Origin of the sequence: Streptomyces sp. NPDC050738 (genome assembly GCF_040654175.1) — a bacterium.
Taxonomy (GTDB): domain Bacteria; phylum Actinomycetota; class Actinomycetes; order Streptomycetales; family Streptomycetaceae; genus Streptomyces.
Window position 1 is genome coordinate 356042 of record NZ_JBFAHN010000001.1, and the last position, 16293, is coordinate 372334.

The window sequence follows — 16293 nt, forward strand, 5'->3', positions numbered from 1 at the left end:
GTCGGTTCCACGGCTTTACCCACCTCCCCGGTTCGGGTCCCGCGTCGAGCAAGACCAGGGGGCCACTCGGTCACATTGCGGGCAGGGGTGAAGCCTGCCCGAGTCGCTGGCAGCGTACGGCCCCCTGATCATGCTCAACCCCAAACCGGGCAGGACACCGGCCAAAGCCCCTCCACCGACCTGGACACAAGGTGGCAGGTCTATCGAGATGCCCCACCTTGCTCTTTCACCCGTGCCACCAAGGCAGAATTCCCTAGGTACGGGGTCGGCCGCTCCAAATCTGATGGGGCGTACTCTTCACGCGTGAAATCATTCACGAAAACTCCGTCTCCTACACGGTGCGGGAGTACCCCTTCTTCAAATCGAAACAGCGGGTCAATCTCTGATCGAGTCGCTTCGCACACGAAGTTAGCCGCCTTAGTGAGTTCAAGCGAAAGTTCAGATAGGACATCTACCCTGAAATGAAAATCCGCCAACGAGGCATCATATTCCTCCTGCGTCATTGCTCTGTATTTATACTCTCTATACATCTCCCAGATATCCGAACGCCCTTCGATCGGCTCCATAGACGTGCGGATATGGTTGACGGTGTCACGCAAAACCATCCCGTAATTGTTGAAAGCTCTACAAATCCCGGGGTACTGGGGAGGCCAACTTCGAGTTAGGGTCCACTCAGCTTGCTCGGTCAGCCCGTCGATCTCGTCGATCTTCAGACGAGGAACCGGTGCACTCAACTTCCACGTGAGATTCTGCCAGCCATCAAGGCCCGACCTGAGCGCCCAACCTTCGATCATTGCAATCGTCCTAAGCTCAACCTCTTCAAGTCGACGCTCGGTTAGGGTTTTATGACTCTTTTGAGCCGACTCGTGGTCGGTCTTCATTTTCAGTAGCGTTTCAGTACTGAATCCGGATCCATCCCTCTTGTCGATGAGTCGATGGTGCGTCGGGCACAAAAGAATCAGATTTTCGTACCCATCAACCTTCTCTGCCGGATAAGAGCTGTCGTATCTTGGTCCATCTTTGCTACCTGAAGCAATATGCGCCTCTTCACCGAGCGGGATTCCAGCAGCTTCCAGCGTCTTTGATTCTTCACTCTGAAGATTCACTGTCAGCTGTTGAGCACATCCGGGAAATGCGCAGATATCCGAGGAACGCGCCCAAAGCACCTTTCGTGCCGCACTGCTAATTGCCACCGTCATCTCATCTCTAGTCAATTACGCCAAGTGAAATGTGTCTACAGGTGCAGGCTGTGACTCAGGACGATACCGACGATGGGGCCGCTCGGCTCAGGATCTCTTAAAATCCACGTAGAAATCGGCTACTCCGAACCAAGCGGATCTTCGGCTGGCAGGCTCTTCCACGCCTCCCCGGACCTATCGAGTTTCCAGCCGTTGCTCACTGCGATCGATTCAGCATGTGATCGACTACGGACGTACACCTCATGAGAGTTCCAAGAAACGCTCCCATCCATGCCGTCTGCGCTGTCCGAGCTTTCGACGGTCAGCGTCCGATAGACGACGCGATGCGGAGAGCTGGCACTTCTAACAAGCTCCATGGTCACCGGCATGACGTGCTCCTGTGCCCTAGGTATCAAGGATCCCTCAGCCAAGCCTGACAGGCGAACTGGGCCGCTACCGTGCCGTGGAAGGGTGACTGTCGACCCACCTGGCCCGGCTCGAACGGGCTGGCCCCCTCCACAACGGGCCGGCGCTGCGGGTCTACAGCTACCGGCCGACGCAGGCAGTTGGAGCGCACGGCGGGGAGGGGACTGCCGTACAGCAGATAAGTACCGCAACCGTGCCAACCAAGCGCGTCCATGAGTACCCGTTGCCATCGTTCTGGCCAGCCCGGAAGACCTCAACGACCTTCAAGCCGGTAGTTCGCATCGAGAGGCTCAGGAGCCAGCGTTCTCGGGTGTTCGAGGTCGCGGCCTAAGCTCTCCGACAGAGGCGAAGGGGGAGCAAGTTCATGGAACAGCACTGGCCGGAAGGACCGAACGCCGACCCTGACGCGGCACGAGAGCGCTACAAGGCGGACATGCAGGCATCACACGGGGCGATGCGGAACCTGTTCCGAGTCGAACTGCCCATTGCCCACCTGGGCCTGGCAATAGCGATCATCGTGAGCATCTTCGTGGGTGTGGTCCGGTCACCAACGACGGGCGCAATCGTCGCTGGAGCTTTTGCCGGGCTGTTCATCGTTGCCCTAGCTGTAGCGCTCCTGGCAGGTAGCCGAGGCTGGGACGCGGTACGCGCCGCCTACAAGTTCACCTTTGGCTGGGCAGACTGGATCACGCCCTAACGCCGTGCCCGATCCGTGCCCGACAGAACGGGGAACACCGGGCAACGCCGGTGCAGATCGGCAAGTAGGAAGCTTCGACGAATGGGCGTTCCCGCAGGTCACAGGCCAAATTGACCTTGAGAAACCGGTGATTCCCAAGCTCAGAGCGCGGGTTCGATTCCCGTCACTCGCTCCACGACTAAGCCCCAGGCCAGCGGCCCGGGGCTTCTTTGTTGTCTGGACCAGTTCAGGTCTCGCGTGCCAAATTCGTGCCAGAAACTTGGTCCGCAAAATGGATCTTCGCGCGAGCCTGGGCTGAACAGGGGAAAGCACAACTCCAGCCGTGGCACTTCCCCGCGCCGGGGGGATCTCCCTCCTGTGCGGCGGACCCGCCCACGGCAAGAAAGGAAGTTCCCTTGAGACTCACACGACTGCTGGCCGGTGCCTCGATCGCAACGCTGGGGCTCATCTCCGTAACCTCCCCCGCCGCCTACGCCGGGGGTGACGACGGCTGCAAGAAATATGACGGCAAGTACGTCTGCCAGGGCCCACCCGGCCCCAAGGGCCCCAAGGGCGACCGAGGCCCGGCAGGTCCCAAGGGCGGCCACGGCCCTACGGGCCCGAAGGGCGAGAACGGGGCGAAGGGGGAGAAGGGCGTAGCCGGTGCAGATGGTCTGAGCGGCTATGAGGTCGTCTCGAGGAACGTCGCCCTTGCGCCCGGCGACAACTTGCTGAGTGTCCCGTGCCCCGCCGGCAAAAAGATCTTTGGCGGCGGATACATCGTCGACACTCACACAACTTCCAACTACATGGTGCGCGCCAATCAACTGGAACCGGCCGACAACAGCTGGCACACCTGGATCGCGGTCGGGCCCAGCGGCGACCCGGTGGGCAAGGACGTTCTCCTGCGCGCGGTATGCGCGACAGCCAAGTAGGTCCAATCACAGTTGCCTTCGGTGCAGCAGCGAAGTACCGCAACCGCGCCGACCGAGAGGGACCGCCGGCGCACGCCGTCGTTGAGCCGCGGGTTCGATTCCCATCACTACGAGGTGAAGGCAACTGACCAGCTGTGCCCGGACGTTGCCACCACATGGGAAGCGGCAGGCAGCCCGATACCCCCTGACACGGTGGCGCGGATGTACCGCACGCTGTACTCGCTCCTCGCCGCCGCTGTCCGGGACGGTCTGATCCCTGCCAACGTGCTCCGAGCACCTCCAGGAGTACGTACCCGAGGACCCCGGGCGCTGGTCTTCGGCACCAGCACGGGCAAGCCGCTGCGCGCTTCGAACCGCTCGAAGTTGTTCAACCGGACCCGCCGGGCGGTGGGGTGAGAACGTCGTGCCCAACACGAACAGGAAACCCGCTCAGCTGGACGTGCGGAGCACGAGAACGCCCCGTGAGGCGGCCAACCTGGGCCGGCTTCGCGGGGCGTTCATCTGTCGGGTGGTGCGGGTCAGGGCACCTGATAGCGCGAGAGTGCCCTGGCGTAGGGTTCGCCGCTGCGCTGGGCGTATGTCATCCGTTCGCGGATCTCCCGCATGGTCCGGGGGCGGAACCCAGGGCCACCGCAGCAGCTCTTGTGGAATCCGACACCGGCGTTGAGCAGTACGGCAAGGGTCCGCCACGCTGCGATGTCCCGACGGCGGGGTGCGGCGAACGCCGACCCGGCGTGAATCAGCGGCTCGGCGCAGCGCGGACAGAGCCGCTGCCGCGTGAGGTCATGGGCTTGCTTGTACGACGCCCGGCAGGGCAGGCAAACGTATGAGGTCTTGCCATGGGCCATGTGCGCAACCTACCGACAACCGGCGCAAGCCAACCAGCAGTTTTCCGGTGCTGATCAGTCGACGTACTCCGGCACCGGAGGTGGGGGGCAGGGCGCGGAAGAGGCCTATGGCGCGTACGCGTCGAACGGCGTGCACCGCGCCAGTCCGGACCAGTCCGGACCAACTCACTGGCCGGCTGCTGCGGGTGACCGCGCACGCCTTGACGAGGAGTCCGTACGACGTACAGCCTCCTCCTGACGCTGCGCCGCCGTGGCCTGCGTCAGCGAGCGCAGCCACCTGTGCCGCAGCGGCGACGTGTCCGCGCACCGCAACACTGTGCGCCACCATCTTGTTCTGACCGATGAACCTGCCACGGACTGCGAGCAACAAGCTGACTTGTCCACGTCACCCCCCTCCAGCGCGTGGGCCGTACGCCCAGGGCGGGTCGTGGGTGGCGGGCGGGAGATCTGGCATATGCCCTGGTCGGCCCGAGTGGCGGATGTGCCGGTCGGCCTCGAACATTGGTCGAGTACCCGGGATCGATGCATCGAGCGCAGGCTGGGAACGCTCGCCGACATCATTCGGCACCCGGCCGGGGCAGAGCCGATCGGCGTAGAGCTGCCTGCATCGTTCCTGGCGACTTCAGGAGATGGTCCATGCCCGTCTTGTGCTGTCCTGCGGTGGCCGTTCCCGAACACACCATCACCTTGGAGGAGACGCTGGAATTGGCGGAACGTATCCACGCCGACCACGACGAACTCCCCCTCGCGCTCAAGCTCATCACGAACACCGGGGTGGCAACTCGCCAACTGGTACAGCCCATTGAGGAGACTCTGCGCCATCCCGGCTTCGAGGAGCGCAACTCGGTCTACGTACGGGAGGCCAAGGCCCGGATTCCCGACGTGGTCGACCGCGCCCTGAAACAGGCGGGGACCGCGGCCGACGAGATCGACGCCATCATCTACGTGTCGTGCACCGGGTTCACCATGCCCTCCCTGACCGCCTGGATGATCAACGCGCTCGGCTTCCGCCACGACGTACGGCAGATACCCATCGCACAACTGGGCTGTGCGGCAGGCGGCGCCGCCATCAACCGGGCCCATGACTTCTGCCTGGCCCACCCCGGCTCGGACGTCCTCATCGTGGCCTGCGAGTTCTGCTCGCTCTGCTACCAGCCCGACGACGTGACCGTGGGAAATCTGCTGTGCAACGGTCTGTTCGGGGACGCTGTCGCGGCCGCCGTCGTACGTTCCGAGGGCGATCAGGGGGTGCGCCTGGAGCGCAACGGCACCCGCCTCGTGCCCGGGACCGAGGACTGGATCGCGTACGCGGTGAAGTCCACCGGCTTCCACTTCCTGCTGGACCGCCGCGTGCCGGGAACGATGGAGCAACTGGCCCCCGCCCTGCGTGCCGTGGCGGCGGAGCACGACTGGGATGCCACCGATCTCGACTTCTACGTCATCCATGCCGGCGGCCCGCGCATCCTCGACGATCTCTCGCACTTCCTGGACGTCGAACCCGGCAAGTTCGACCACAGCCGCGCGACGCTCACCGAGCACGGCAACATCGCCTCGGCCGTCGTCCTGGACGCACTGCGCCGCACCTGGGAGTCCGGCACCGTCGCGCACGGCGCACGCGGGCTGATCGCCGGGTTCGGGCCCGGCATCACCGCCGAGATCACCCTCGGCACCTGGCTCACCCGCAGCAGCACGCCGACGCCGGAACCGGCGACCGCCCACTGACCCGTGTCACAACGAAGGGAAACCTCGCGATGAACACCAGCCAGACGCGTCCGCCCGCCCAGCTCACCATCGGCGGCGACATCACCGTCAACCGCCTCGGATACGGCGCGATGCACCTCACCGGACCCGGAATGTGGGGCCCGCCCACGGACCCGGACAACGCGATCGCCGTCCTGCGCCGTGCAGTTGAGCTCGGTGTCACCTTCATCGACACCGCCGACTCCTATGGGCCCGGCGACAACGAACGCATCATCCGCAAGGCGCTGCACCCCTACCCCGACGATCTGGTCATCTCGACGAAGGGCGGGCTGCTGCGCACCGGCCCCACCGACTGGGCCGGCGAAGGCGATCCGTACATCGTGCCGCTCGGCCGGCCCGCATATCTGCGCCAGCAGGTCGAGTTGAGCCTGTTCAACCTCGGAGTGGAGCGCATCGACCTCTACCAGCTCCACAGCATCGACCCCACTGTCCCGCTGGCCGATCAGTTCGGCGAGCTGGTCGCGCTGCAGCAGGAAGGCAAGATCCGCCACATCGGACTGTCCGGACAGCCCGGCGTCACCCTCGACGACCTGGCCCACGCCTCGGCGCACGCGCGGATCACCGCGGTGGAGAACCTCTACAACATCGCGGACCGCGTCGGCGAGGACGTCTTGCGCCACTCCGAGGAGCACGGTGTGGCGTTCATCCCCTGGTTCCCCCTCGGTCACGGCGGACTGGTCGGCCCCGACAGCCCGCTGACACCGATCGCCGCCGATTTCGGCGCCAACCCCGCCCAACTCGCCCTGGCCTGGCTGCTGCACCACTCGCCGGCGACGCTGCTGATCCCCGGTACCACGTCCGTCGACCATCTGGAGGCGAACCTGCGCGCCGCTGAACTCACCTTCAGCGAGAGCGAGATGACCGCCATCACCGAAGCGGTCGATGCCGCGGACATGGACATCTGGCGCCCGGAGCCGGCCCACGCCCACTGACCCGGGAGGACGGACGCCATGACCCAGGACCGGATTCACCCCAACGTCCTGCTGCTGAGGTCTCTGTACGAGGACCTCACCACGATCGCGGAATACGCGACCGACGACATGGTGTTGCACCCCGCGATTCAGCGTGCCTGCCCTGGCACCCCGGACATCGTCGGCAGACAGGCCGCCCTCCAGTGGGAACGCAATCTCATCCAGAACAGCGCGGGCACGCTGGTGATGGACGTGGAGCACATCACCGCCAACGACCATTTCGGCACCGTGCTGGGCACCCTCGTCGCACGGTTCGGCGGGCAGGACTTCGCCGACTCCTTCTGTGGTCTCTGGCGTTTCGAGGGCGGCCGGATCACCGAGCACTGGGAGAACAACCACGACCCCGCCCGCCTCGCCGCGCTCGTCGCCCCCGAATCCAGCCGCCTCTGACACGCCCGCCCTCCGAGGAGCACGCGATGACAGACACCACCCCGGCACAGCTCACACCCGACCAGCTGGACAGCGGCCTCGTCGACGCATCGGTGGGCACACGCTGCGAATCCCTCGCCGCGCTCAAGGCCGCCGCCCGCGCGGGCGGCGACGATGAGGCAACCGAGCGCCAGCACGGGCGCGGCAAGCTCACCGCGTACGAACGACTCGAACTCCTCCTGGACAAGGACTCCTTCAGGGAACTCCAGGCGCTGCGCCGCCACCAGGCCACCGGCTTCGGCCTGGAGAACAACCGGCCCCACTCCGACGGAGTCGTCACCGGATGGGGCACCGTCGAGGGACGCACGGTATACGTCTACGCCCACGACTTCCGGATCATGGGCGGATCCCTCGGCGCCACCCACGCCGCGAAGATCCACCGGGTGATGGATCTCGCCGAGGCGGCCGGCGCCCCGCTGATCAGCCTCAACGACGGTGCGGGCGCCCGAATCCAGGAAGGCGTCGCGGCCCTGAACGGATACGGCGGGATCTTCCTGCGCAATGTCCGCTGCTCCGGAGTGATCCCGCAGATCAGCGTGATCCTGGGCCCCTGTGCGGGCGGAGCCGCCTACTCCCCGGCCCTGACCGACGCGGTCTTCATGGTCCGTGGCATCGGCCAGATGTTCCTGACCGGACCCGATGTCGTCAGGGCGGTCACCGGGGAAGAGGTGACCATGGAGGAGCTCGGCGGCGCCGACATGCACGGCACCAGCTCGGGTATCGCCCAGTTCGTCTGCGACGACGAGGAGAGCTGTCTGGAGGAGGTCCGCCGCCTGCTCTCGTTCATCCCGTACAACAACCAGACACCGCCGCCCGGTTACCGCATCGCGGACCCGGTCGACCGCTCGAACGACGCACTGGTCGGTCTCGTACCCACCGACAGCAGCCGCTGCTACGACATGCTCGACATCGTCGAAGAGGTCGTCGACGACGGCGACTTCCTCCAGGTCCACGAGAGCTGGGCGCCGAACATCCTGTGCGGTCTCGCCAGGATCGGCGGTCAGAGCGTGGGGATCGTCGCCAACCAGCCGCTGCATCTCGCGGGCGTACTGGACATCCACGCCTCGGAGAAGGCCGCCAGATTCGTCCGGCTGTGCGACGCCTTCAACATCCCGCTCGTCACGTTCGTCGACGTCCCCGGATTCCTGCCCGGCACCGGACAGGAACGCAACGGCATCATCCGCCACGGCGCGAAGCTCCTCCACGCCTACTGTGCGGCCACGGTCCCGCGTATCCAGCTCATCGTCCGCAAGGCGTACGGAGGGGCCTACATCGTGATGGACTCCCCGGCCACCGGCACGGACCTCTCTCTGGCCTGGCCCACCAACGAGGTCGCCGTGATGGGACCCGAAGGCGCTGCCGAGATCATCTTCCGCCACGAGATCGAAGCGGCCGACGACCCCGTCACGGCGCGCGCGACGTACGCCCAGCGCTACCGCGACGAACTCATGCACCCGGTACGGGCTGCCGAGTTGGGCTACGTCGACGACATCATCGACCCCCGTGACACCCGCCGCATCATCGCCGAAACCCTCGCCACCCTGCACTCCAAGAAGGCCCCCCTGGCCTACCGCAAGCACAGCATCAACCCGCTCTGACTGTGCCTGCCCGCGCCCGACCCGTGGAGGATCCCGCCATGACCGCAACCCCGTTGCGGGCCCGGATCGACCAGGACCTCGTCGTCCTCACCGGGTCCGCGACCACAGAAGAACGCGACGCCGTGGTTGCCGCACTGAGCCTGAAACTGGCGACACCCGTCGCGAACACCACCCCACGTCTCACCCCCAGCGACGCCTATCAGCCACCCCGCGCCTGGACCAACCCCGGGCACGTTCGCCCTCCATGCCGATGAGCGTGGCACCCGCGCGCGGTGCCTGCCGGAGACGTGGATGTGCGATGTCTTCCCTCTCGACGGCAGCCTGAGGGACATTCGTGATCTCGACACGACCCGCGCCGAATGGATTGCCGTCCTCGAACGTGATCTGAACTCTTTGTACCGGGCCGCCTGGCGTGCCGAACGTATCCGCAGGCTTCTGGCATTCCGGTGGGCAATGGCGAGCCCGCCCGCGCATACTCCAGTATGCTTGTTTCATGTCCTCAACGACTCGTATCACCGTCACGCTGCCCAGCGACCAGGTGGCGGAGCTCCGCAAGCTCACGGACAACGTCTCCGGATACGTGGCGGAAGCCGTAGCTCGCCAGATCCGGCACCAGTTGCTGGGCGCGGACCTTCAACGCCACGAGGAAGAGCACGGACGCTTCAGCGACGAGGAACTCGCCGAAGTTCACTCGAAGATCTTCGGTGCCTCCGGCTCCTCCAAGGACGCGGACGCCGCATGAGCGAGCGCATCGAGACCGTTGTCCTGGACTCGGAAGGGCTCTCCGCCTGGATCGCACAGGACCGCAAGTTTCTCGCGATGTTGCAGGTCTTCCACGACATGGGAGCCGACCTCGTCATCGGGGCCAACACCATCGTGGAAGTCAGCCACTCCTGTACCAACATCCCCCGCCTGAACTGGGCTCTGGCCCGCATCAAGGTGGAGCCGGTCACCGAACAAGCGGCCAAGGCAGCAGCGGCGCTCCTCAAAGGCGCCGGATTGCATGGGCACAAGTACGCCATCGACGCCACGGTGGCCGAAGTCGCGTTGCGCCAGCCCGAGCCGGTCGCCCTGCTGACGTCCGACAGCGACGACATGACCAAACTCTGCGGCAGGCAGGTCCGCATCATCCCCCTCTGACTCACCAGTCCGGCCACCGCAACACCGCTGCCGATCGTGCCCATCCATGCCCAGCAGAACGGTCAACAGCCGTGAACGGGGGTTCCTGGGGTACCTCGCAGAATGGGGCCCACCACCACGTATCACCCACTCGCTCCACGACTAGGCCCCGAGCCAGCGTCCCTGGGCTTCTTTGTTCTCCAGACCAGTTCAGGAACCGCGTGCCCCTTGGCGATAGCCTGCGGGCCACTCCAGAGAGGCGGTCCCGTGGGTATCGCAGCAGAACGAACCACGCGCATCGCAGCCATGCAGGAGACCGCCCGGCCTCTCTGGGAGACCACCGGTGACCGGAACGCGCTCCAGCAGTTCCTCAAGGACAACGGATGTCACGGGGTGGACGCCGTGCTCGTGACCAAGGGCCTGCTCGACTGCGACCTCGCCGAAGCTCAACGAGCCTTCCTCAACGCCCCCTGCCGCGACGCCGAACGCCGCTTCCACAACGAAGCCATAGACGTACTCGAACTAGCCGCGGACACCGATCTCTGACAGCGCCGGCTACTGGTGGAGCCTCTCGACTCGACCATTGAGATTCCACCGACCTCGGTCAAGCACGCTGACGCTGTCCCCGTCCTGCTTACGATCAGCCCAAGCCGCGAAGACCAGCGCCCCGACGCTCAAGGCCGACAACTGAACGAACCCGGGTATACGCCATCGCAGGGCGAGAAGGCCAGCACCTGTCACCAACGTTTCACCGGCCAGGATCCACATGAGCACTCCTAGTCACTGCGACTCACAATCAGGAGTGCTCGCGGGACCATTTCTGGGCCTTTCCATAGGGTGTGCCCCATGGTGATGGCGACTGTCCGCGAGTGGAGTGACGAGGAGGGGCGGGGGGTGCTCGACTGCCCCGAGACGCCCGGTGGTTGCTTCGGCCATTACGCCGACGTACAGATGACCGGGTTCCGCACCCTGGCCCCTGGACAGCAGGTGGACCTTGCCTGGGAAGCCCCCGGCTTCAAACAGGATGGGTACGACTACCGCGCGGTGAGCATCGTGCTTCGTCCTGCCTGACCTCCACATGACAGCGGTGCGCTTGTGTCCGCCTGGTGTGCCGCTCGCGTGCCGTCTCCCCGGGGGCCGACGCCAGGGCGCGCGCCTCGTAGCCGGGTGCCGGTTCAGCCGGCGGGACGCGTCGCTGTACCAACTCTCGTTGCGGCGGCCCGACATACAGGCGTGGACGGGTGGCGAAGGCGTCTCGGTCAGCGGAGCATCCCCAATCAGTCCGCCGTCAGTGCAGGGAAGCGGACCAGGGGGACCGGCATCAGGCAGAGTGCGAAGGCGATCTGCGTCAGGGCCGGGATGAAGAGCAGCGCTGCGAAGTTCTGGAACAGCAGGAACCACGTGGGCAGGAGGAGCAGGCCCGCCAACCGCATGCGGAATTCCATCCCCTTGCGCTTGTTGAGCAGCCCGAACAGCAGGATGATCAGCAGCGAGGGGGCGGCCACCAGCAGTCCCACCCCGACGATGGAGTCGTCCCCCCACAGGTAGTGGGCGGTGTCCTCCCAGTACGAGCGGGTGCGGGTGCGGGGTAGGTAGGACTCGAGATCGTGCTGGCGGGGGGCCGTCAGCGCGTATACGAACCATGCCGCGATCCAGGTCAGCAGATAGCGACCGATGGCATCGGCGAGGCACACGCCTACACGGCCGAGTCGGCGCCAAGGGGTGGTGATCACGGTGGACATGGCACATAGTGGCATGTCTTTTGAACATGTTCAATGTAGTGGAGTATGACGGGTAGGCAGGGCGCTGGCCCTCTGTACCTCTTCTGGGCTTCCGGGGGCATCATGATTGATCAGGACTGGGACGACGACACCCGGTATCACTCGGCCGTGCGCCGCACACGGGTCACGATGGTCATCGCTCTGGGTGTCGCGGTCGCGGTGATCGGCATCGGCGTCGCCGCGGCCCTCGGCGCGGTCGGCTTCGCCTTGCTGGTGGACGCTTACGCCGCCGTGCGGGGTGGTTAGGCCGGGTCCGTCCAGCGGGCATCGCCGGTCAATCCGAGTCGCTTGACCTGCTGTTGCAGATCCGTGGAGGCCCCGGAATCGCGGAGTCGCTTCGCCCCCGGGCCGAGGAGCCAGGTGACCAGTTCGGTGCGCATCTCCTCCTCGTCGTGTTCGTGCCAGCCGACCGACCACGGCAGGAAGTCTCCGCGGAGTTCGTACTCCCATTCCGCCGCCGCTTCGGCCAGGCGCCGGTCGCTGAGGTCGCCGGGTCGGGCCTCCCAGTCGGCGAGCCAGGGGCCGACCGTTCCGGATGCTTCGGCGCACATCACGAAGACCTGGTGGGCTGGGACCTGCGCGTCCGGGTCCGTGAGGCTCAGTGCCCACCAGGCTTGCAGGTACTCGCGTACGGAACCGGCCTGGTCCTCGGGCCACTCCTGCCAGCGGCCACGGGCGAAGGAGTCCCCGGCCTCCGCCAGGCCGTAAAGAGCATCCACGCGGCCCTCGACCAGGGCCGTGGCCAACTGCGGCAGGATGCGGCGCAGTACGGCTGCGTGGTCGGTCCAGTCGATGGCCTGCCAGGTTCTGCGCAGGAGGTCCTGGTCCAGCTCCACGTCCGGGGTCTTCAGCAGCGCGAGCTCTTCCGAACTGCCCCAATGGCACTCGCAGTTGACCTCGTCGGGGTGCGCTGTCATGCCGCGGAAGGTGACCGCGAGGTTGTCCAGGGCGGTCGCGAGCCGGCAGCGTGCGGGGGATTCGGTGGAGTGCATGAGGTGGGCTCGGCCTTCGGGTGCTGTTGGCGGCTGCCGCCGATGTCAGTGGTGCGCTCTAGGAGACCAGTGGGCGGCGACCGGTCCGTATCGAGCGGATGCGGTGGCTGCCTTTCGGACCGCACAGCGGGTGGAGTTGGGGCGGGACGACCACGGGTTTCCGGGACGCGACATCGTCGACCTGTGGGAGGACGCGGACTGGCAGGAGTACATCCTGACCGGCGGTACGGCGTCCGTGCTCGACCTTTATTCGCTCATCGACGCCTACGACAGTGACGACTTCGCCATGATGCGGCCGTTGAACGCGGAGGAGATACGGCAGTGGTTTCCCGGCGGTCGGCCTACGCACGCGCAATGGCAGGCCGCGCTGGACGTCCGGCCCGACAGCGTCCAGGGGTTGTTCCCGAGCCGCGGCAAAGGCCGGTGCACCGTGCTGTACCGGGACGGTGAGCCGCACGAGGTCGGCTACTGGGGATGTACCGCCGACTAGCGGCCCTGCCCCTCAGCCCGGCTGGCCGTGCGAGCCGGCCTCCAGTGCCGCGCGGAGCGTGGCCAGGGTCGCGGCCACGCGGGCCAGGTCGTCCGGGGGGACCGCCGCCGTCAGGGACGTGAGTTCGGCTGCGACTACCGGGCGGGAAGCCTTTAGCTTCTTCTTGCCCTCGGGGGTGAGGCGAAGGACGGACGAGCGGCGGTCCTGGGGGTGTGCGACCCGCTCGCACCAGCCCGCCGCCACCAGTCGGTCGACCGCCTTGCTGACGGCCCCGACGGTGATCGCCAGCTCGCCGACGATGTCGAGCACGCGGCACCCCGGTACACGGTCGATGATCTCCAGGAACTCGAACTGGCCCAGGCTCACACCGTGTTCGGCGTTGAGGTGGGCGTTCACGGCGTTGTAGAGCCGGGTCTCGACGCGGACGAGATCCGTGAAGACCGATGTGATGTGGCTCACCAAAACCTCCAATAGATTCCCAGGAATCATCTTCCCTGGAATGTGGTTAACTCTGACAGATGGATTCCTGGGAATCCATCTTCTCATCCCGAGCCACGGAGGCCACCATGTCCCGACAGCAGCGCGACGCCCTGGATGCCCTGCTCCGTTCCGTCCCGCGCGGCGAGACGCCGCCCACGGTCGAGGAGCAGCGCAGCGGCTTCGCCGCAGGTGTCGGCAGGCCCGCTCCGGATGGCGTCGCCACCCGTAGGACCGTCCTCGGCGGTCGGCCCGCCCTGGAGCTCATCCCCGCCGAAGCCTCCGGCCCCGGACGGCTGCTCTTCCTGCACGGCGGCGGATACGTCATCGGCTCACCTGACACCCACGCCGGACTCGCCGGTGAACTGGCCCGTCGCGCCGGGCTCCGAGCCGTATCGGTGGATTACCGGCTGGCGCCCGAACACTCCTTCCCCGCAGCCGTCGACGACGGACTCGCCGCCTACCGCGAGCTGTTGGACGCGGGCACCGACCCCCGGGACCTCGTCATCGCCGGTGACTCCGCCGGCGGCGGCCTGAGCATCGCCACGCTGCTCGCCGCCCGGGAGGCCGGACTGCCGCAACCGGCCGCCGTGGTCACCTTCTCCCCCTGGGCCGATCTCACCCTCACCGGCGGAAGCATGCGTTCCAAGGAGGACGCCGATCCCATCTTCACCGCGTCCGACGTACGCGCCTACGCCGATCTCTACGCCGGCACGGCCGACCGCGCGCACCCCCTCGCCAGCCCCGTGTTCGCCGACCTCACCGGCCTGCCCCCGCTTCTCGTGCAGGTCGGGTCCAACGAGGTGCTGCTCGACGACGCGGTCCGGCTGGCCGGCCGCGCGGGCGCCGACGACGTCGACGTCACCCTCGAGATCGGGGCCGGCCTTCCCCACGTCTACCAGCTCAACTACGGCCGCCTCGACGAGGCCGACGCCGCACTCGACCGCGCCGCCCGCTTCCTCACCACGCACCTGGGCGCCGACCGTCTCGCACCGGCCCACTGACGTCCGAGGCGGCCGGCACATGGTCAAGAAAATTTGGGTTGATGGAGCAGGCAACGGGTGTTAAGCCTGCTCCAGCGCGTGAAGTTGGGGCTGGGGTCGGGGTTGGGGTTACGGGGGCGGCGATGGATGATCGGGCTTGGGCCACAGGCGGCAGCACGGGCAGTCCCGTAAGGACGCCGCCGGGGCGGGTGCGGCTCGTGGGCGTTGCGTTGATCGTGCCGGCCGTGGTGTGCGCCGTGCTGAGTTTCCTGGCGCTCACCGTGTGGGTGCCGGGGCAGCAGGATCGTTACGAGCACTACCAGGCGGCCGGGCCGTGCCCTGCGCGGGCGACCGCGCAGGAGAGAGCGGCGAAGGACTGCCTCAGCACGTGGTACTTCACGGTCACCAAGGTCACGATCAAGCACGCGGGCAAGGCTTCGCACTACACGGCGAGGCTCGAGGACCCCGACGACGCCTCCTGGCACAGCACCGTGGACTTCGGCGACCCCGGGCCGCTCCTGGACACGCTGCACCGCGACGACACGGTCACCGCGACCGTCTGGCGTCGGGACATCGTTGTCCTCAGCAAGGACGGCGTCCGCCAGAACACGAGTGACGCGCCCCGCGACGAACTCCAGTTCGGCACTTCCCTGGGCGTCCTCGCCGCGCTCCTCGCAGCACAGTTGCTGGTGTTCGGCGCGGCCCGCCTGGTCAGGCCGGCCGCCTACGCGCCCTTCGTCTGGGATCCGTACGGCAAGTGGCTGGCCTGGACCGACCTCTGCGCCGGCCTGAGCGTGGGGCTCGCGTCGGTCTGGCTCGGTATCCCGTGGTGGACCGTGTTCGTGACGGTGCCGGCCGCGGTGACCGGGGTGATGGCGCTCCTCGTTCGATACGAGCGGAGCAGGCGTCAGTTGGCGTCGGGCATCGCGCCCAGGAAGACGCCCCGGCCTGCGTAGAAGCGGTCCAGGTCCGGCCAGGGGACCGCGGCTGCGCGTTGGGAGCGGCCCGGGAATCCGGAGGGGTTGTGGACGTAGAGGTTGTCCTCGTCGGCTGCCACTGCCAGGACCAAGTGACCGCCCTTGTGCGGGGGTTCGGGGTGCAGCTCGCGGATCGAAGGGTGTACGGACAGCATCGCCAGGCCTCCCGCCGCGAGGTGGGCGGGCAGCTCGGCGGCCGGGAGGTCCGGGCGGCATTCCGCTGACAGGGACCAGCGGGTGCGGGCGTACTCGGCGAAGGGTGCGTAGATCAGGCCGTCCAGGCGGCCGTCCTCGTGGCGAACGTAGGCACCTGCCTCCAGGCACTCCTCCGCGAGGGAGACCGCGGGCGGTGCGGTGCCCTTCCAGTGGTCCAGGGCCATCCGCAGGCAGGCCATGCCGCACAGGCGCCATGACCAGTACGCGCACTCCTCCGGGCTCTCCGCACCGGACTTGGGCCATAGCGGGTCGGCGCTCGCGGGCAGTTCGCCGGACACGATTCTGTCCACCAGGTCTGCGGACTCCCACTGGGCGTAGTACGGGACGGACGTGAGGTGTGCGGCTTCGGGCATGGGCCAAGTGTCGCCCAGGGCCTGACCGGGGGTTATCCCCACCCGGAGCCGGGCGGCCAGCAGGATCGCCCGGCGCGGGCACG

At 66.7% G+C, this 16293-nt stretch carries 22 protein-coding genes; 16 read left to right on the forward strand and 6 right to left on the reverse strand.

From position 1 onward, the window contains the following. Positions 1–200: 200 nt before the first annotated feature. Positions 201–1193, reverse strand: coding sequence for an HNH endonuclease signature motif containing protein (locus AB0H78_RS01665; protein ID WP_363232178.1), 993 nt, complete (start codon positions 1191–1193; stop codon positions 201–203). 775 nt (positions 1194–1968) lie between these two features. Here AB0H78_RS01665 and AB0H78_RS01670 point away from each other — a divergent pair. From AB0H78_RS01670 to AB0H78_RS01680, 3 genes are all read left to right on the forward strand, one after another. Beyond that, positions 1969–2301, forward strand: coding sequence for a hypothetical protein (locus AB0H78_RS01670; protein WP_363232179.1), 333 nt, complete (start codon positions 1969–1971; stop codon positions 2299–2301). 395 nt (positions 2302–2696) lie between these two features. Further along, positions 2697–3215 (forward strand): hypothetical protein, encoded by a 519-nt coding sequence (locus AB0H78_RS01675; protein ID WP_363232180.1) that lies wholly within the window; start codon positions 2697–2699, stop codon positions 3213–3215. Between the two features lie 201 nt (positions 3216–3416). Continuing rightward, a complete protein-coding gene (locus AB0H78_RS01680) occupies positions 3417–3611 on the forward strand; it encodes a hypothetical protein (protein ID WP_363232181.1) in 195 nt (64 codons plus the stop codon). 122 nt (positions 3612–3733) lie between these two features. Here the strand turns inward: AB0H78_RS01680 and AB0H78_RS01685 are convergent, their stop codons facing one another. Beyond that, on the reverse strand, positions 3734–4063 hold the full coding sequence (locus AB0H78_RS01685; RefSeq protein ID WP_363232182.1) for a deoxyxylulose-5-phosphate synthase: 330 nt from the start codon (positions 4061–4063) through the stop codon (positions 3734–3736). 636 nt (positions 4064–4699) lie between these two features. On the opposite strand from AB0H78_RS01685, the gene AB0H78_RS01690 reads away from it, so the two are divergent. From AB0H78_RS01690 to AB0H78_RS01730, 9 genes are all read left to right on the forward strand, one after another. Further along, a complete protein-coding gene (locus AB0H78_RS01690) occupies positions 4700–5785 on the forward strand; it encodes a type III polyketide synthase (protein ID WP_363232183.1) in 1086 nt (361 codons plus the stop codon). A gap of 29 nt (positions 5786–5814) precedes the next feature. Further along, positions 5815–6756 carry an aldo/keto reductase gene (locus AB0H78_RS01695; RefSeq protein ID WP_363232184.1) on the forward strand — a complete coding sequence of 314 codons (942 nt, stop codon included), beginning with the start codon at positions 5815–5817 and terminating at the stop codon, positions 6754–6756. Between the two features lie 18 nt (positions 6757–6774). Beyond that, positions 6775–7185, forward strand: coding sequence for a nuclear transport factor 2 family protein (locus tag AB0H78_RS01700; RefSeq protein WP_363232186.1), 411 nt, complete (start codon positions 6775–6777; stop codon positions 7183–7185). A gap of 26 nt (positions 7186–7211) precedes the next feature. Next, complete coding sequence (locus AB0H78_RS01705) at positions 7212–8822, forward strand: acyl-CoA carboxylase subunit beta (RefSeq protein WP_363232187.1); 1611 nt, start codon at positions 7212–7214, stop codon at positions 8820–8822. 38 nt (positions 8823–8860) lie between these two features. Further along, entirely contained in the window at positions 8861–9076 is a 216-nt protein-coding gene (locus tag AB0H78_RS01710; protein WP_363232188.1) for a hypothetical protein, read from the forward strand. 239 nt (positions 9077–9315) lie between these two features. Beyond that, complete coding sequence (locus tag AB0H78_RS01715) at positions 9316–9564, forward strand: type II toxin-antitoxin system CcdA family antitoxin (RefSeq protein WP_363232189.1); 249 nt, start codon at positions 9316–9318, stop codon at positions 9562–9564. Beyond that, complete coding sequence (locus AB0H78_RS01720) at positions 9561–9962, forward strand: PIN domain-containing protein (RefSeq protein WP_363232190.1); 402 nt, start codon at positions 9561–9563, stop codon at positions 9960–9962. The genes AB0H78_RS01715 and AB0H78_RS01720 overlap by 4 nt, the downstream gene beginning before the upstream one ends. A 246-nt stretch (positions 9963–10208) precedes the next feature. Beyond that, the gene (locus tag AB0H78_RS01725) at positions 10209–10487 is read left to right on the forward strand and encodes a hypothetical protein (RefSeq protein WP_363232191.1); all 279 of its coding nucleotides are present in this window, start codon (positions 10209–10211) and stop codon (positions 10485–10487) included. Positions 10488–10787: 300 nt separating this feature from the next. Beyond that, entirely contained in the window at positions 10788–11012 is a 225-nt protein-coding gene (locus tag AB0H78_RS01730; RefSeq protein ID WP_363232192.1) for a cold shock domain-containing protein, read from the forward strand. A gap of 206 nt (positions 11013–11218) precedes the next feature. Here the strand turns inward: AB0H78_RS01730 and AB0H78_RS01735 are convergent, their stop codons facing one another. Next, positions 11219–11683, reverse strand: coding sequence for a hypothetical protein (locus tag AB0H78_RS01735; protein WP_363232193.1), 465 nt, complete (start codon positions 11681–11683; stop codon positions 11219–11221). Positions 11684–11785: 102 nt separating this feature from the next. On the opposite strand from AB0H78_RS01735, the gene AB0H78_RS01740 reads away from it, so the two are divergent. Then, positions 11786–11968 carry a hypothetical protein gene (locus tag AB0H78_RS01740; protein WP_363232194.1) on the forward strand — a complete coding sequence of 61 codons (183 nt, stop codon included), beginning with the start codon at positions 11786–11788 and terminating at the stop codon, positions 11966–11968. On the opposite strand, the gene AB0H78_RS01745 is transcribed toward AB0H78_RS01740, so the two are convergent. After that, positions 11965–12714 carry a hypothetical protein gene (locus tag AB0H78_RS01745; RefSeq protein WP_363232195.1) on the reverse strand — a complete coding sequence of 250 codons (750 nt, stop codon included), beginning with the start codon at positions 12712–12714 and terminating at the stop codon, positions 11965–11967. The genes AB0H78_RS01740 and AB0H78_RS01745 overlap by 4 nt on opposite strands. A 103-nt stretch (positions 12715–12817) precedes the next feature. On the opposite strand from AB0H78_RS01745, the gene AB0H78_RS01750 reads away from it, so the two are divergent. Further along, positions 12818–13204, forward strand: a complete 387-nt coding sequence (locus AB0H78_RS01750) for a hypothetical protein (RefSeq protein ID WP_363232196.1) — start codon at positions 12818–12820, stop codon at positions 13202–13204. Between the two features lie 12 nt (positions 13205–13216). Here AB0H78_RS01750 and AB0H78_RS01755 read toward each other — a convergent pair whose 3' ends face one another. Continuing rightward, positions 13217–13663: a MarR family winged helix-turn-helix transcriptional regulator gene (locus tag AB0H78_RS01755; RefSeq protein WP_363232197.1), complete on the reverse strand. Its 447-nt coding sequence runs from the start codon at positions 13661–13663 to the stop codon at positions 13217–13219. A 107-nt stretch (positions 13664–13770) separates the two neighbouring features. On the opposite strand from AB0H78_RS01755, the gene AB0H78_RS01760 reads away from it, so the two are divergent. Further along, complete coding sequence (locus AB0H78_RS01760; protein ID WP_363232198.1) at positions 13771–14685, forward strand: alpha/beta hydrolase; 915 nt, start codon at positions 13771–13773, stop codon at positions 14683–14685. A 197-nt stretch (positions 14686–14882) separates the two neighbouring features. Beyond that, on the forward strand, positions 14883–15620 hold the full coding sequence (locus AB0H78_RS01765; protein WP_363232199.1) for a hypothetical protein: 738 nt from the start codon (positions 14883–14885) through the stop codon (positions 15618–15620). On the opposite strand, the gene AB0H78_RS01770 is transcribed toward AB0H78_RS01765, so the two are convergent. Beyond that, positions 15572–16210 carry a C39 family peptidase gene (locus AB0H78_RS01770; RefSeq protein WP_363232200.1) on the reverse strand — a complete coding sequence of 213 codons (639 nt, stop codon included), beginning with the start codon at positions 16208–16210 and terminating at the stop codon, positions 15572–15574. The genes AB0H78_RS01765 and AB0H78_RS01770 overlap by 49 nt on opposite strands. Between the last annotated feature and the right edge of the window lie 83 nt (positions 16211–16293).

Bases quoted from the DNA above. Each gene is read 5' to 3' on its own strand.
- AB0H78_RS01670 (WP_363232179.1), top strand. From the start codon at position 1,969: ATGGAACAGCACTGGCCGGAAGGACCGAACGCCGACCCTGACGCGGCA.
- AB0H78_RS01680 (WP_363232181.1), top strand. From the start codon at position 3,417: ATGTACCGCACGCTGTACTCGCTCCTCGCCGCCGCTGTCCGGGACGGT.
- AB0H78_RS01685 (WP_363232182.1), bottom strand. From the start codon at position 4,063: ATGGCCCATGGCAAGACCTCATACGTTTGCCTGCCCTGCCGGGCGTCG.
- AB0H78_RS01690 (WP_363232183.1), top strand. From the start codon at position 4,700: ATGCCCGTCTTGTGCTGTCCTGCGGTGGCCGTTCCCGAACACACCATC.
- AB0H78_RS01695 (WP_363232184.1), top strand. From the start codon at position 5,815: ATGAACACCAGCCAGACGCGTCCGCCCGCCCAGCTCACCATCGGCGGC.
- AB0H78_RS01700 (WP_363232186.1), top strand. From the start codon at position 6,775: ATGACCCAGGACCGGATTCACCCCAACGTCCTGCTGCTGAGGTCTCTG.
- AB0H78_RS01705 (WP_363232187.1), top strand. From the start codon at position 7,212: ATGACAGACACCACCCCGGCACAGCTCACACCCGACCAGCTGGACAGC.
- AB0H78_RS01710 (WP_363232188.1), top strand. From the start codon at position 8,861: ATGACCGCAACCCCGTTGCGGGCCCGGATCGACCAGGACCTCGTCGTC.
- AB0H78_RS01715 (WP_363232189.1), top strand. From the start codon at position 9,316: ATGTCCTCAACGACTCGTATCACCGTCACGCTGCCCAGCGACCAGGTG.
- AB0H78_RS01720 (WP_363232190.1), top strand. From the start codon at position 9,561: ATGAGCGAGCGCATCGAGACCGTTGTCCTGGACTCGGAAGGGCTCTCC.
- AB0H78_RS01730 (WP_363232192.1), top strand. From the start codon at position 10,788: ATGGTGATGGCGACTGTCCGCGAGTGGAGTGACGAGGAGGGGCGGGGG.
- AB0H78_RS01735 (WP_363232193.1), bottom strand. From the start codon at position 11,683: ATGTCCACCGTGATCACCACCCCTTGGCGCCGACTCGGCCGTGTAGGC.
- AB0H78_RS01740 (WP_363232194.1), top strand. From the start codon at position 11,786: ATGATTGATCAGGACTGGGACGACGACACCCGGTATCACTCGGCCGTG.
- AB0H78_RS01745 (WP_363232195.1), bottom strand. From the start codon at position 12,714: ATGCACTCCACCGAATCCCCCGCACGCTGCCGGCTCGCGACCGCCCTG.
- AB0H78_RS01760 (WP_363232198.1), top strand. From the start codon at position 13,771: ATGTCCCGACAGCAGCGCGACGCCCTGGATGCCCTGCTCCGTTCCGTC.
- AB0H78_RS01770 (WP_363232200.1), bottom strand. From the start codon at position 16,210: ATGCCCGAAGCCGCACACCTCACGTCCGTCCCGTACTACGCCCAGTGG.